Consider the following 14,359-nt stretch of genomic DNA (forward strand, 5'->3'; position numbering starts at 1 on the left):
CGCAAGCAAACGGGGCGTACATTTAGCCCATGCTGCAAGTTTCTCAGCGCGGCCGGGCCATGCCCCTCTCACCCTACCGCCGCCTTACGCCCTATGCCGAAGCCGCCAAAGCCCGCGGCCTGCACGTGTACCATCTGAACATCGGCCAGCCCGATATCGAAACGCCCCCAGCCATGCTGGCGGCCGTACAGCAGGCCGATATCCGGGTGCTGGAATACAGCCACGGCGCCGGTAACCCCAGCTACCGCCGCAAGCTGGCGGCCTACTACCAGCGCGCCGACATCGACGTGACGCCCGAGGAAATCATTGTGACGACGGGCGGCTCGGAGGCTATTCTGTTTGCCATGCTCAGCTGCCTGAACCCCGGCGACGAGGTGCTGGTACCAGAGCCTTACTACGGGGCCTACACGGCGTTTTCCATTGCGGCCGGCGTCACGCTGGTGCCGGTTCTCTCGCACATCGAAACGGGCTTTGCGCTACCCCCGCTGGCCGAGCTGGAGGCTCACGTCACGGACCGCACCCGCGCCGTGCTCATCTGCAACCCCAACAACCCCACCGGCTACGTGTACAGCCACGCGGAGCTGGAGCAGCTGCTGGACTTGTGCCTGCGCCATGACCTGTACCTGCTGTCGGATGAGGCGTACCGGGAATTCTGCTACGACGCCCCCTACGTGAGTGCCCTGCACCTGGGCACGGCCACCCACGAGCACGTGATTTTGCTTGATACTATTTCCAAGCGCTACAGTGCCTGCGGGGCGCGGCTGGGGGCCTTGGTCACGAAAAACCAGGCCGTGCGCGACGCCGCGTTTCGTTTTGCGCAGATGCGTATTTCTCCGCCCGGCTTGGCCCAGCTGCTGGGTGAAGCCGCCGCCGACCTGCCCGAAACCTATTTCGACCATACCAAAGCCGAGTACCAGGCGCGGCGCGACCAGCTGGTGGCACGCCTTCAGGCCATGCCCGGCGTGGTGTGCCCCCGCCCCGGCGGCGCGTTCTATGTGCTTTGCCGCTTGCCCGTAGACGATGCTGCCCGCTTTTCGCAGTGGCTGCTGGAGGACTTTGACTACCAGGGCCAGACGCTGATTATGTCGCCGGCCGTGGGCTTCTACGCTACGCCCGGCGCGGGCCTCGATGAAGTACGCCTGGCCTACGTGCTGAATATTCCGGCCCTGAATGCCGCTATGGATTGTCTGGAACATGCTCTCCAGGTGTACCCTGGTCGACGGAATCAGGAGGATAAGCGGTTATTTGCCGGTTCCTGAAGGATAAGCCGTAGCTTTTGCCAACGGTTTCTTTCCGGCTTATTTCCTGCCTCACAACGCTACGCCCAACCTGCTTTCCCTATGTCCCCGATGACCGAAACCCCATCCGTAAAGAAGTACTCCGCCGGTCTGCGCATCTGGCACTGGTCCAACTACCTCGTGATTTCGGGGCTGCTGAGCACCATTCTGTTTCTGCGGGTCATCATCAATATGCGTGGGCTGTTTCCGAAGATGCAGCAGGTGCTGCAGGAGCAGGGCATTACGGCTACTGAGCAGCAGCTGCGCGGCGTGGGGCGGCTGGTCAGCCACCGCATCTGGGACTGGCACATCTACCTGGGCGTAGCTCTATCGATTTTGCTGGGCTGGCGTATGGTTACGGAATTGGTGCAGCCCGCTGTGCAAAGCTTCCGGGCGCGGCTGCGGCAGGCCAATCAGGCGCCCGCAGAGGGCGCCGGCTTTCGTTTGCGTAAGTCGGCGGCAGTGAAGTACAGCTACCTCCTGTTCTACCTGCTGCTGACGGTAATGGTGGTGACGGGCCTGCTGCTGGTGTACGCCGACGACGTGGAGGCCCTGCACAAGCTGGAACACACCATCAAGGAAATCCACAACGTGAATATGTACCTGATTCTGGCCTTTATCGTGGTACACATCGTGGGCGTGGTATGGGCCGAGCTGCACAAGGACCGGGGCATCACCTCCGACATGCTACATGGAGGCCAGGCCGCCAGCCAGGAGTAGAAACTGCCGATTCCTGCGTATCTTAAAACCGTCGAAACTGGCTGATGAGCGAGCTTCGACGGTTTTTTCGTGCTTAGATAAATTACTGCTGATGCGAGTTTCCGTGTTGTTGGTCGGGGTTGTAGGCGCAGGCTTGTTGCTGAGCAGCGCGCCGCCCGTTCGCCAGGCCCAGTACCTTACGCTGCGGCGCAACGGCGCGGCCCTGTCCACCGATTCGCTTAGCTCCCGCTTTGAGGTGTCGCCGGGCGCGGGCCACGTACTCACGCTCACCATCGTACCGGCCGACGCACCCGACGACCCCGGCCTGACTATTATGGTGGATGAGTTCAAGCCAGTGCCGCAAGTATACCGCTTCAAGGAAATTCTGAGCGGCCACATCCGGGAGGCTTCCTACCGCGTGGGCAGTGTATCGGCTGAGTCGAAAGCCTGCGCCCTGAACGACGGGGAAGTGCGCGTCACGGCCGTGGACGCGGAGCATCACCTCCTCACGGGCACCTACCGGGCCGTGCTGTGCCAGACCAACGTGGCCCGCAGCGCCGCCCGCCGCCTGGTGCTGGAAGGCTCGTTTTCCTTTCCCTACGAGGATCGGTAGCTCCGTTAAAAACAATTCGGGCCACTCTTGAGGAGCAGCCCGAATTATTGCTTGTCGGCCTTTTCGCTTACAGCGTTGCCAGGTCAATAACGAAACGGTACTTCACGTCACTCTTCAGCATCCGCTCGTAGGCCTCGTTGATGTAGCTCATGGGAATGACCTCGACGTCGGACACGATATTGTGCTGAGCGCAGAAGTCGAGCATTTCCTGGGTTTCCTGGATGCCGCCGATAAGCGAGCCGGCAATGCGGCGGCGCTTGCCAATGAGCTGGAAAGCGGGCAGCTGCGGTGCCTCCGGGGGCACGCCCAGCAGAATCATGGTGCCGTCGCGGCGTAGCAGGCTCACGTACTGGCTCAGGTCCAGCGGGGCCGAAACGGTGTTGATGATGAAGTCGAAGTAGTTGCTCACGCTCTTGAGGGCAGCTTTGTCTTTCGTTACCACAAACTTGTGGGCCCCCAGGGCCTGGGCATCGGCTTCCTTATCGGGGGAAGTGCTGAGCACGGTTACCTCAGCGCCCATGGCGGCGGCCAGCTTCACGGCCATGTGGCCCAGGCCGCCCAGGCCCATCACGCCCACGCGGTGGCCGGGGCTTACGTTCCACTGGCGCAGGGGCGAGTACGTGGTAATGCCGGCGCACAAGAGCGGGGCCACGCCGGCCAGGGGCAGGGAGTCGGGCACCCGCAGCGTGTATTTTTCATCCACCACAATCAGGTTGGAATAGCCGCCGTAGGTGGGCGCGCCGGTTTCCTTTTCGCGGCCGTTGTAGGTGCCTACCATGCCTACTTCGCAGTACTGCTCCAGGCCTTCCTGGCAGCTGGGGCATGTACGGCAGGAGTCCACCATGCAGCCCACGCCGGCCAAGTCGCCGGCTTTAAAGTTTTTCACGTGGGCGCCCACCTGCGTCACGCGACCTACGATTTCGTGGCCGGGCACCAGGGGGAAGATGGAGCCGCCCCACTCGTCGCGCACCTGGTGCAGGTCGGAGTGGCACACGCCGCAGAACAGAATTTCAATTTGTACATCGTGGGCGCCTACTTCGCGGCGCTCAAACTGGAAAGGCTCAAGAGGAATATTGGCCGCGGGGGCGGCGTAGGCTTTGGCTGGGGTCATGGGTAAGAAAGCTTGAAAAGAAGTCTGTTTAACTCGGCCGCCGCCCGAAGGTTGTGCACCGCCGCGCAGTATCTTGCCCCGCCGATATTCCCCTTGCATCTCTTTTTTCTGCTTATGATGCCCTTTCCCGCGCCCACGCGCCGTTTTTACGGTGGCTGGCTTCTGCTGCTTTCGGTACTGCGAATGGCGGCGCAGTACCGGCTCACGCACCCCAGCTACCAGCTGCACCGCGACGAGTACCTGCACCTCGACCAGGCCAACCACCTGGCCTGGGGCTATATTTCGCTGCCCCCACTTACCTCGTGGGTGGCGTGGCTGGTGCAGGCCCTGGGCAACGGCGAGTTCTGGGTGCATTTTTTCCCGGCCCTGTTTGGGGTTCTCACGCTGGCGCTGGTGTGGGCGCTGGCGCACGAGTTGGGCGGTGGCCTCTACGCCAAGCTGCTGGCCGCCGGGGCCGTGCTGTTTTCGGCCCTGCTGCGCATCAACCTCCTGTTTCAGCCCAATTCCTTTGATGTGCTGGCCTGGGCCGCGGCCACGTATTGCCTGGTGCGCTACCTGCGTACTGAGCGCCTGGGCTGGATGCTGGGCGTGGGCGCGGCCCTGGGCTTCGGGCTGCTGAATAAGTACAATGTGGTGTTCTGGGCGGCCGGCATGGCCCCGGCTTTGCTGTTCTCGCCGCACCGCGCGCGGGTATTCGGGCGGCAGGCTACGTACCTGGCAGCGGGCCTGGCTTTATTGATTTTCCTACCAAACCTTTTTTGGCAGGTGAAGCACAACTTTCCGGTAGTGTGGCACATGCAGGAGCTCAAGCGCACCCAGCTGGTGAACGTGCAACCCTCAGACTTTCTAAAAAGCCAACTGCTGTATTTCCTGAATAGCCTGTGGCTGCTGATAGCCGCCGGGGTGGGGCTGGTGCGCTGGCCCGCGCTGCGGCCCTACCGGTTTCTGGGCTGGAGCGTGCTGCTGACGCTAGCCATTTTCCTGGCGCTGCGGGCCAAAGACTACTACGCCATTGGGCTGTACCCACCGCTGCTGGCCGTGGGCGCGGTGTACATGGAGCATCTGCTGCAAGCCGGGCGCTGGCGCTACCTGCGGCCGGTGCTGCCGCTGGTGCAGGCCCTGCTGTTTATTCCTATGCTGCGGGTAGCCTTTCCGCTGCAGCCGCCGGCCGCCCTGCAGCGCCGCGCCGCCGATTTTGAGGCGCTGGGCTTGCTGCGCTGGGAAGATGGCCGCAACCACCCCCTGCCCCAGGACTTTGCCGATATGCTGGGGTGGCGCGAAATGGCTGACCAGGCTACCCGGGCCTACCAGCTCCTCCCCGACTCCCTTCGCGCCCACACCCTGGTGCTCTGCGACAACTACGGCCAGACCGGTGCCATCAACTACTACGCTGCCGGCAGTCTGCCGCCCGCCGTGTCCTTCAATGCCGATTACGTGTACTGGTTTCCGGATCTGCGCTCCATCCGGGCCATCGTGCTGGTGAGCGAAGACGGGCCCGATGCGGAGGATGCCGCGCATTTTCGGCAGGTCCGCCTTATTGGCCGCGTAACGGAGCCGCTGGCGCGTGAACACGCCACGCGGGTTCTGCTCCTTATAGGTCCCGACAAGGCTATACTCACGGAGCTGCAGCAACGACTGAAAGAACGCCAGCAACTGCGGTAACCGCTTTCAGCAGCCAATTAATACAATCACAATCTCAGGATGAAAAGGCCAACATTCCGAGCGAAGCCGAAGAATCTTGCGTGCTGACGTTGTGGTAGTAGATAATTTTACCACACTAGCGAGATTCCTCGGCTGCACTCGGAATGACGGCCTAGCAGCACTTGGCTGCACCTTTCATCAGCTTGCCTTATCCAGCTGGGCCTGCGCGGATTTGCTTTCGGAGGCCGCCTGCACAGGCGTGGCTTCGGGAGCGGGAGCAGCCTGGCCGGTGCGCATGATTTCGGCTACCTGCTCCTGCACGCGGCGCATCGATTCGCGGGCAAAGCGCTTCTGGAGCATCCGGCCGAAGAGCTTGAAACCAATCCAGTAAAAAGGATTGCGAATATGGCCATGCTGGGAAAAGGCGTGAATGCGGAAAACCACACGCCCGGTAGCCAGGAATTTATGGATGGTGAAGTCAATCTGCCCGCGCTCGAAGTGGCCTTCCAGCGTGCGGTAGTTGTAGCCCCACACCTGCTCCTCGCCCTCGGGGGTGGGGCGCCGCTCGTCCGTGACGCCGCCGATGCGCACGCCAAACCAAAACGAGAAACCCAGAAACTGTGCCCGCAGCACCATCAGCCGTTTTTCCAGGGGCTGATCGGGCACGAAGATGCCGGTAATGAGGCTGGGCGGCGGAAAGGAATAGCGCCGCAGCACTTCCTGGGCCGCAACCCAGCTGCCGTGCGCCGCCGGTGGCCCGGGCGCTTCCTGGGGTAACTCCAGCTCGTAGTCGTCGATGCGCCAGCCGTTTTCAGCGGTGTACTCGCTCACGCGGGTGAGGTCGAAGTTCACCTGAGCCTTTTCGTAAGAAGCCAGGCGGGCTTGCTGCTGCTCCCAGAGCGCGGGAGCCTTAGATGGGGCGTTCATGACGTTCTTTGTGTTGGCCGTTCTCGTCGCTTTCTACGGTTTCTACCTGCACCGGCCCCAGGGGGCGGCCACCGCTGGCCTCGGCGGCGCGCTGGCAAAACGTCACCCAGGTTTGCTCCTGCACCTGCTTGCCCACGCCAATGGTGTTGTAGGCAAAGGCCACCAGCCCGTCGCGGGAGCGGGCCCGGGAGTGAATTTCAAACCGCAGCGCATCGGCATTGCCGGGCAGCTGACGGGCCGAAAAGCGGATGCGGCCAGCTTCTGGATGGCCCTCCAGCGTCACCAGCTCAAAATGCTGGTCGGCTACTTCCGTTACGCGCACTTCCCCATTCCACGGGCCCAGAATTTTGATATGAAACTCGTCGCCGACGGCCAGGGTGTGGGCCTCGCCTTTTTCCTTGTGAAAATCGGCCAGCAGGTCGGGAGAAAACTTCTCCAGGTCGCACTTGATGTCGTTGAACAGCTCCCTGGCCGATTTTTGGGGGTGCTCCACGTCGATGTAGTACCGCCGCTCGATGTGCGGGCCGGCACCAGTTTGGGCGGGTTGTTCGGGTTTGTTCATAGCAGCGGGCCGGCGCCGGGGTGTGGCCGCCAGGCCGGATTTTCCTAACGCAGCGCAGCCCGGCCGGGTTAGGCTGGCGGTGAATAAGTGAATGAGCGAGTAAGTGAATAAATAGATCTGAGCCGCCGTATAAGGTCAACTTTCTTTGCCCGTAGCAGTGGCTACCGCAGAGAACCAACGCCCCACAACGTCAAACTCACTCACTCACTCACTCACTCACTCACTGATGGCCTACTACCGCCCCTACCACCCACCCGCCGACCCGCTCATCGTGCGGGACCTGACGCGCCAGCAGGACGAGCTGCGCGCCCACCTGCGCCTGGAGCCGCTGATGGCCGAACCCACGCTCATTGCAGGCTGCGACTCCTCGTTCCCGACGCCGGAAACGGTGTTATCGGTATTTGTGGTGCTGCGTTTTCCGTCCTTGGAGCTGGTGGAGAAGGTGTACCATACTGGCCCCGTCACGCTGCCGTACATTCCGGGGCTGCTGGCTTTCCGGGAAGCGCCCAACCTGCTGCTGGCCTACGATAAGCTCCAGCACCAGCCCGATGTAATTATGGTGGATGGGCACGGCATTGCGCACCCGCGCCGCATGGGCATTGCCGCGCACCTGGGCGTACTGCTCGACCGGCCCACCTTCGGCGTCGCCAAAAACAAGCTGACGGGCACTTTCCAGGAGCCCGCGCCGGAAAAGGGCAGCATCAGCCCGCTCACCGACAAAAGCGGGGAGCTGCTGGGCCAGGTTATCCGCAGCAAGGACAAAGTGCTGCCGCTGTTCGTGAGTCCCGGCCACCGCTGCGACCAGGCCACGGCTACCCGCCTCACGCTGGCCTGCCTGCGCGGCTACAAGCTGCCCGAGCCTACCCGCCTGGCCGACCACTGGGCCGAAGAATTCAAAAAAGAGCTGCGCTGATGTTCCGAAAAAAAATTTTATGCCTGCTTAGCACAGTAGTGTCCGGGTTGCTGAGCTGCCAGTCCGATACGCCCCGGCAGCCCGCTTCTGCCCCAACGGCTCCGTCCGCCGCTCCGGCTTCATCTGCCCCGGCTGCCAGTCCCGCCCCGCTCCACGTCGGCACCAGCTCCGGCTGCCGCTGACACCTCCTTCCTAGCCACCTGGCAGCAGCTCGACCGTGCGCTACGGCAGTCGGATTCCGTAGCCCTGCAGGCGCTGGTTGAACCCGCTGCCGGTCTGTGGATACTGGAGCAGCCGGGCGCCATGCCGCTGCTGACGCACGTTACGCGCGCTTCGACCTTTCGCCGCGAGTACCAGCAACAGCCCTTGTTTTCGTTGGCGGCCCAGTTGATGCCGTGTGCTACCCCCACCGCCGTAGAGCTGTTTCCGCCTTTCGACTGCGGGGCGCAGGACAAGGGCCGCTCGGGCTTTGCGCGGGAAGGATGCTTTGCGGGGCCGGGCACGGAGTTTCGGGCGCTGCAGGTATGGCCCTACGCTACCGTTCGGGGCGGTACGCAGGCCCAGGAGCAGGCAGCCCAGCAGCGCGTGAGGCGCACGGTACTCCAGACGACTACCAGCTTCCGGTTTCATTTTGGGCGCTCAGCTGATGGGCGCTGGCGGCTGCTGTTTCTGGACTTACGCGTGCCCTGCAGCGCCTAAAGCAGCCTGCAGATGCGCCAACGAAGCTGCCGCCGTTGCCGGCAAGCCCAGCAGTTGCGTCACTACTTCATATACCACCCGTGGGCTATTTGCCTCGGCCACGATACCACGTTGGGTGGAAGCCTGGGTTGATTTGGAGAGCTTCAGGCCATCGGGTCCCGGCAGCAAGGCGTGGTGGCCAAATTGGATGCGCTGAAAGGCACCCATGCCGGGCAGCCTGCAAGCCAGCCAAAGCTGAGCGGCCGTGCTAGGCAGCAGGTCCAGCCCCCGAACGATAAGCGTCACGCCCAGGCGCACATCATCCACCACCGAAGCCAGTTGGTAGGCCGGCCACCCGTCTTTCCGACGCACCACAAAATCGCTCAGCACGGCATCCAGCGGCACTACCGCTGGTCCCTGCCACAGGTCCCGAAAATCAACCAGTGTACCGGCCGGCACCCACGCCCGCCAGGCTGTTTCCGCCGCATCTAGGGGCACTGCCAACGCCTGACAGGTACCAGGATAGAGCCCATTGGCGGTGGTGCGGGCCAGCTCGGTGCGGGAGCAGCGGCAGCCGTAAAACAGCCCCGGCTGCGTTGCGCGGGCGGCCTGCAGCACGGCTTCGTACTGGGGCAGAAAATGGCGCTGGGAATAGTGCTGCTCGAAGTCGGTGGGGCCGCCGGGACCTTGGTCGTAGTCGAGGCCCAGCCACTGCAGCGTCTGGAAGATATTCTCTAGGTAGACGGGTCGAAAACGGGCCCGGTCCAGGTCGTCGATACGCAGGTGCAAAGTGCCGCCGGCCTGGCGCACCAGCAGCCAAGTGAGCGTGAAGTTTACGGCGTTGCCCAAGTGTAGAAACCCGCTGGGCGTGGGCGCCAGACGCGAAACAATGGGCGAAACGAGTGGCAAGGGCAGCAGCATAGCAACGGGTAAAGATACCAACAGCCGCCGCGTCGACGGCCCTTTGGTATATTCATCCTAAACTATTCACTTGCGCGGCCGTCCAAGCGCTACAACCTGTTTTTAAGCGCTGCCCATGAAACACCCGTTACTCCTGCTGTCCCTATTGCTGCCTTTCACCACCGCGCAGGCCCAACGCAGCCTCTACTTCCCACCGGTTTCCGGCACTGCTACCTGGGCCACAGCTTCGCCCCAAAGCCTGGGCTGGTGCCAGCCGCAGCTCGACTCGTTACTGAATTTTCTGGAGCGCAAAAACACCAAGTCATTCCTTATCCTGAAAGACGGACGGCTGGTGGTGGAGAAATACTACGGCAGCTACACTCAGGATTCCATTTGGTATTGGGCCTCGGCCGGCAAGGCGCTTACCGCTACGCTGGTGGGCCTTGCGCAGCAGGAAAAGCAGCTCATGCTGACCGACAGCGTGTCGAAACACCTGGGCCGGGGCTGGACCTCGGCTACCTCAGCGCAGGAGCGGCAGATAACCGTGCGCCACCTGCTGGCCATGACTTCCGGCCTCGACGATACCCCGCCCCTGCCCTGCGACAATGAAAGCACGGACAAAGCCTGCCTGCTCTATCATGCTCCGGCCGGCTCGCGCTGGAGCTACCACACCGGGGCCTACCGCCGCCTGCTCGATGTGCTGGCGAAATCCAGCGGCCTCCCCATCAATCAGTACACCAACCAAAAGCTGGCCGAGAGGATTGGAATGCGTGGGGCCTGGGTGCAGGGCGTGTACTACAGCCGGGCCCGCGACATGGCCCGCTTCGGCTTGCTGGCTTTGGCCAAAGGGCAATGGAACGGCTCCGCCCTGCTCACGGATGCCGACTATTTCCGGCAGATGACTACGCCTTCTCAGGCCTATAATCAAGCCTACGGGTACCTGTGGTGGCTGAACGGACAGTCCTCTTACATGCTGCCAGGCCCGCAGCAAACCGTACTACCCGGCCCGCTCATACCCTCCGCCCCCGACGACTTATTCGCGGCCCTGGGCAAAAACGACCAGAAGATTTACGTGGTACCCAGCCAGGGCCTGGTAGTGTTGCGCCAGGGCAAGTCAGCCGGCGGTCCGCGTCTGGCAGTTTCGTCGTTCGATACGGAGCTTTGGAGCTATATCTCGGCCCTGAGCTGCGCCGTGACGGCCACGACCAATAAATCTGGCGCGCGACGCTTCTGGTACCTTTCACCCAACCCCGCTACCGGCGCGGCGCGCATTTCCTGGACCGGGTCGCCTCCGCCTGGCAGTGAGCTGCGGCTGCTGGATAACCTCAGTCGGGAACGAGGGCGCGTGGCGGGGTCGGCTCCAGTGCTGCCCCTGTCCGGGCTGGCACCGGGGCTGTACCTGGTGCAGGGCTTTGCCGCCGATGGCCGCAGTCTTGGCGTTCAGCGCTTGGTGGTGCAGTAAGAGAAACGGGAGCATACCAAAATGTTGTTTTCCGTCATGCTGAGCTTGTCGAAGCATCTCTACCTCTGACTAATCAATAGCAGTACAATGAATCGGTAGAGATGCTTCGACAAGCTCAGCATGACAATTCCCAGACCCACACTTATAGGCTATTGAGCCTTAAAACAAGCTGATCTGCTGGTATAGCCACTACTGTGTAGGCAAGGACCGCCGCTTCCTGCTGAAAAAATACAAAGCGCTAAGGAAACATTTTGCCGCAACCTATGTATGTACATATATTCGCAGCCGCTTCACTCCGAACGGCTTTCGATTACGCTCTACTTTTATGAAAACGGTTCTGCACGCGGCTGACAGCCGCGGCCACGCCAGCCATGGCTGGCTCAACTCTTACCATACCTTCAGCTTCGCGGGCTACAACAACCCGGCGCGGGTGCACTTCGGAGCCCTGCGTGTGCTCAACGACGACACCGTGGCGGCGGGCATGGGCTTCGGCACGCACCCGCACGACAACATGGAAATCATCAGCATTCCGCTGGAAGGCACCCTGGAGCACAAGGATAGCGCCGGCAACCACGGCATCATTCGGCAGGGCGACGTGCAGGTGATGAGCGCCGGCACCGGCATTGCCCACAGCGAGAAAAACCACAGCCACGCCGAGCAGGTGAAGTTTCTACAGATCTGGGTGTTTCCGAACCAGCGCAACGTAACGCCCCGCTACGACCAGCAGACCTTCCGGGCCGAAGACCGCCAAAACCAGTTTCAGCAGATTCTGTCGCCCTCACCCAACGATGCCGGCGTGTGGATTCAGCAGGATGCCTGGTTTCACCTGGCCGATTTCTCCGCCGGCCACGCCGCCGACTATTCGCTGAAAAAGCCTGGCAACGGCGTATATGTGTTTGTGCTGGAAGGCGACGTGACCGTGAGCGGCCAGCCCCTGCACCGCCGCGACGGACTGGGCGTTTGGGAAACCGATGCGCTGCAATTCAGCGCCGATACGAATGCCCGGGTGCTGCTGATGGAAGTACCCATGAGCTTCTAGCAACCTACCCGGCGGCCGAAACTGCGTATGCACTGGCGGCCGACTTCGCCTTGATCGGCTTTCCTTTTTTCAACTTTCCTTCAGCGGCTGCCCGTACTGCTGCTTCCCTGATATGAAACACGCCCCCACCACCTACCCGGTGCACGACCTTATTCGCAAACGCTGGAGTCCGCGCGCATTTGCCAGCTACCCCGTAGCTCCCGAAACCTTGAATCAGGTGTTTGAGGCCGCGTCCTGGGCCGCCAGCGCCATGAATGAGCAGCCCTGGCGCTACGTCTACGCCCATCATGCCGATACCGAGGCTTTCCAAAAAATGGTAGACTGCCTGCTGCCCGGCAACCAGCCCTGGGCCCGGCACGCTCCCGTTCTCGTTCTGGCCCTGGCCAAAACCGACCTGGGCAACGGCACGCCCAACGGCGCCGCCCTGCACGACCTGGGCATGGCCAATGCCAACCTGATGCTGGAAGCCACGGCCCTGGGCTTGCACGGCCACTTTATGGGTGGCTTCGACCGTGACAAGGCCCGGCAAGCCTTTCAGCTGCCGGAAAACCTGCAGCCCGTGGTGATGCTGGCGCTGGGCTACCTGGGCGAGGCGGAGCAGCTGGAGGAGCCGTTCCTGAGCCGCGAAAAAGCCCCCCGCCAGCGCAACCCACTGGCTGATTTCACCTTCCACACCCAGCTTCCGAGCTAACCTTCATCATTATGAACCACCGCATCATCCGGGCTGCCGAGCGGGGCCTCAAAGATATTGGCTGGCTGCAAAGCAACTTCACGTTTTCCTTCAGCAGCTACGCCAACCCCGAGCGAAGCGGCTTCGGGCTTTTGCGTGTGTTCAACGACGACTTCGTGCAGAAAGGCGGCGGCTTCGGGCTGCACGCGCACCAGAACATGGAAATCATTTCGGTGCTGCTGGCCGGCCGCATGAACCACAAAGACTCCTTGGGCTACTCCGAAATAATTGAGCCCGGGGGCGTGCAGATTATGAGTGCTGGCACTGGTCTGCGCCACGAAGAATATAATGTAGGTGACGACGAGGTCAACTTCCTGCAGATCTGGATTGAGCCCAAGCTGGGCAACATTGCCCCGCGCTACCAGCGCCGGCAGTTTCCGGAGGAAAAGCGCCGCAACCAGCTCGTAACTATTGTCAGCAACGACGAAGGCACGACCCACTGCTGGATCAACCAGAACGCCCGCCTTTCGCTGGGCTATTTCGAGGCCGGTCAGCAGCTCAGCTACCCACTCAAGCCACTCAATAAAGCCATTTTCGTATTCGTGATAGACGGCAGCCTGACGGTGAACGGTCAGGCAGTAGTCAAGCGTGACAGTATCGGGCTTTGGGACACAGACTTGATTTCAATTGAGTGCCCTGAGGAAAGCCGCTTTATCATCATCGAAGCGCCTATCAACTCCTGACAGTCTGCTACTTCAGGACTTACTGTAACGCCCCGGCCTTTGGCCGGGGCGTTACATTTTGCCGGGGTTTTGCACAACCAGTATTGCTGGCTTTGCGTTTTCAGGAGCATGTTTCTCACTGGCTCTGCCCGGCGGGGCCCTTGCTTCTCTTTCCTATGAAAACCCTGAAAATAGTCTTCGCCTTTCTGCTGGCCTTCCTGCTGGTCAGCGCCGATTTTCTACCTGCGCAGGCCCAAACGAAACCCCGCAAATCCTGGAGTAAAAAAGCTAAAGGCGCCGCTATTGGTGGCGGCGCGGGGGCGGCTACCGGGGCCGTGGTGGGCGGCGGTAAAGGCGCCATTGTGGGCGGCGTAGTGGGCGCCGCGGCCGGGGGCGTTATCGGCCGCAAAAAAGACAAAAAGAAAGACCAGCAACGCTACGAGCAGTACTCCCGCAAAGACTAACCTGCTTTCCGCATCATTTGCCCGCAACCCCGGCCTAATCGGTCGGGGTTTTACTTGCCAACCATCTAGCTATTAGACTTCTCTCTTCTCTTGTTTCGTACTCCGATGAATACTACGCCCCACATTCTCAGCGCCGACTCAGAAGATGCCCTGTGGCAACAGGTAACGGCCGATATGGCTCGACTGGAAAGCCCACTGGACTACCAGGTCCTACTCCGACAGAGCAATTATGAAATACTACTTGAAATTGATGTTGACTTAGGAGGCGGCTTCGAGGGAGGTTACGAATTTACCACACTGTCGGCGGCGATACCAGCTGACGTACCCTTACGCTTCTCTTTACACAAGCAGGACTGGGTAAATGAGATGGGTAAGCTGCTGGGTATGGAGGATATAGAGCTGGGCTATCCGGCCCTTGACGCAGCCTTCATCATTCAGACCAATCAACCCGAAACGCTGCGCGCACTGCTGGCCGACGCGGAGGTGCAGGGCCTGCTGCTAGAGTACCCCGACCTGCGATTGAGCCTGGCGCCGTCAGCCGCAGAATCACCGGCGTTGCTGCTAACGGCTACTCATGAGGAAGGCGTATTGGAGCCGGTGCAGTTGCGCCAGGTATACCACCTTTTGATGCTATTACTACAGCAACTGCGGTCAGCATAGTTGGGCGCTTAGGTAGTTGGT

The 14,359-nt window shown here is 61.4% G+C and carries 16 protein-coding genes; 12 read left to right on the plus strand and 4 right to left on the minus strand.

Annotation, left to right across the window (positions count from 1 at the left end; all coding sequences use genetic code 11):
* Positions 1-29: 29 nt before the first annotated feature.
* The 3 genes from I5L79_RS11305 to I5L79_RS11315 all read left to right on the plus strand — a co-directional run bounded on the left by I5L79_RS11305 (position 30) and on the right by I5L79_RS11315 (position 2,589).
* On the plus strand, positions 30-1,259 hold the full coding sequence (locus tag I5L79_RS11305) for a pyridoxal phosphate-dependent aminotransferase (RefSeq protein ID WP_196955164.1): 1,230 nt from the start codon (positions 30-32) through the stop codon (positions 1,257-1,259).
* An 81-nt stretch (positions 1,260-1,340) separates the two neighbouring features.
* The gene (locus I5L79_RS11310; RefSeq protein ID WP_196955165.1) at positions 1,341-1,997 is read left to right on the plus strand and encodes a cytochrome b/b6 domain-containing protein; all 657 of its coding nucleotides are present in this window, start codon (positions 1,341-1,343) and stop codon (positions 1,995-1,997) included.
* A gap of 91 nt (positions 1,998-2,088) precedes the next feature.
* The gene (locus I5L79_RS11315; protein WP_196955166.1) at positions 2,089-2,589 is read left to right on the plus strand and encodes a hypothetical protein; all 501 of its coding nucleotides are present in this window, start codon (positions 2,089-2,091) and stop codon (positions 2,587-2,589) included.
* Positions 2,590-2,656: 67 nt separating this feature from the next.
* Here I5L79_RS11315 and I5L79_RS11320 read toward each other — a convergent pair whose 3' ends face one another.
* The gene (locus tag I5L79_RS11320) at positions 2,657-3,700 is read right to left on the minus strand and encodes an NAD(P)-dependent alcohol dehydrogenase (RefSeq protein WP_196955167.1); all 1,044 of its coding nucleotides are present in this window, start codon (positions 3,698-3,700) and stop codon (positions 2,657-2,659) included.
* A 114-nt stretch (positions 3,701-3,814) separates the two neighbouring features.
* On the opposite strand from I5L79_RS11320, the gene I5L79_RS11325 reads away from it, so the two are divergent.
* Positions 3,815-5,362 carry a glycosyltransferase family 39 protein gene (locus I5L79_RS11325; protein WP_196955168.1) on the plus strand — a complete coding sequence of 516 codons (1,548 nt, stop codon included), beginning with the start codon at positions 3,815-3,817 and terminating at the stop codon, positions 5,360-5,362.
* Between the two features lie 177 nt (positions 5,363-5,539).
* Here I5L79_RS11325 and I5L79_RS11330 read toward each other — a convergent pair whose 3' ends face one another.
* Together I5L79_RS11330 and I5L79_RS11335 are read right to left on the minus strand one after the other, a co-directional pair.
* A complete protein-coding gene (locus I5L79_RS11330; RefSeq protein WP_196955169.1) occupies positions 5,540-6,268 on the minus strand; it encodes a DUF1990 domain-containing protein in 729 nt (242 codons plus the stop codon).
* Positions 6,252-6,830 (minus strand): DUF1990 family protein, encoded by a 579-nt coding sequence (locus I5L79_RS11335; RefSeq protein ID WP_196955170.1) that lies wholly within the window; start codon positions 6,828-6,830, stop codon positions 6,252-6,254. The genes I5L79_RS11330 and I5L79_RS11335 overlap by 17 nt, the downstream gene beginning before the upstream one ends.
* Before the next feature lie 226 nt (positions 6,831-7,056).
* On the opposite strand from I5L79_RS11335, the gene nfi reads away from it, so the two are divergent.
* Together nfi and I5L79_RS11345 are read left to right on the plus strand one after the other, a co-directional pair.
* The gene (gene nfi / locus I5L79_RS11340) at positions 7,057-7,743 is read left to right on the plus strand and encodes a deoxyribonuclease V (RefSeq protein WP_196955171.1); all 687 of its coding nucleotides are present in this window, start codon (positions 7,057-7,059) and stop codon (positions 7,741-7,743) included.
* 303 nt (positions 7,744-8,046) lie between these two features.
* Positions 8,047-8,442: a hypothetical protein gene (locus tag I5L79_RS11345; protein WP_196955172.1), complete on the plus strand. Its 396-nt coding sequence runs from the start codon at positions 8,047-8,049 to the stop codon at positions 8,440-8,442.
* Here the strand turns inward: I5L79_RS11345 and I5L79_RS11350 are convergent.
* Positions 8,419-9,342, minus strand: coding sequence for a glutamate--tRNA ligase family protein (locus I5L79_RS11350; protein ID WP_196955173.1), 924 nt, complete (start codon positions 9,340-9,342; stop codon positions 8,419-8,421). The two genes, I5L79_RS11345 and I5L79_RS11350, sit on opposite strands and share 24 nt — an antisense overlap.
* A gap of 115 nt (positions 9,343-9,457) precedes the next feature.
* Between I5L79_RS11350 and I5L79_RS11355 the strand changes: the two genes are divergently transcribed.
* The 6 genes from I5L79_RS11355 (at position 9,458) to I5L79_RS11380 (ending at position 14,338) form a co-directional block, all read left to right on the plus strand.
* Positions 9,458-10,783 (plus strand): serine hydrolase domain-containing protein, encoded by a 1,326-nt coding sequence (locus I5L79_RS11355; protein ID WP_196955174.1) that lies wholly within the window; start codon positions 9,458-9,460, stop codon positions 10,781-10,783.
* Between the two features lie 325 nt (positions 10,784-11,108).
* Positions 11,109-11,822 carry a pirin family protein gene (locus I5L79_RS11360; protein ID WP_196955175.1) on the plus strand — a complete coding sequence of 238 codons (714 nt, stop codon included), beginning with the start codon at positions 11,109-11,111 and terminating at the stop codon, positions 11,820-11,822.
* A 112-nt stretch (positions 11,823-11,934) separates the two neighbouring features.
* Positions 11,935-12,513, plus strand: a complete 579-nt coding sequence (locus I5L79_RS11365) for a nitroreductase family protein (RefSeq protein WP_196955176.1) — start codon at positions 11,935-11,937, stop codon at positions 12,511-12,513.
* An 11-nt stretch (positions 12,514-12,524) separates the two neighbouring features.
* Positions 12,525-13,235, plus strand: coding sequence for a pirin family protein (locus I5L79_RS11370; protein WP_196955177.1), 711 nt, complete (start codon positions 12,525-12,527; stop codon positions 13,233-13,235).
* 155 nt (positions 13,236-13,390) lie between these two features.
* On the plus strand, positions 13,391-13,678 hold the full coding sequence (locus tag I5L79_RS11375) for a glycine zipper domain-containing protein (RefSeq protein WP_196955178.1): 288 nt from the start codon (positions 13,391-13,393) through the stop codon (positions 13,676-13,678).
* A gap of 105 nt (positions 13,679-13,783) precedes the next feature.
* A complete protein-coding gene (locus tag I5L79_RS11380; protein WP_196955179.1) occupies positions 13,784-14,338 on the plus strand; it encodes a hypothetical protein in 555 nt (184 codons plus the stop codon).
* The last annotated feature ends 21 nt before the right edge of the window (positions 14,339-14,359 follow it).

The sequence above is a fragment of the Hymenobacter guriensis genome (assembly GCF_015773195.1).
Taxonomy (GTDB): domain Bacteria; phylum Bacteroidota; class Bacteroidia; order Cytophagales; family Hymenobacteraceae; genus Hymenobacter; species Hymenobacter guriensis.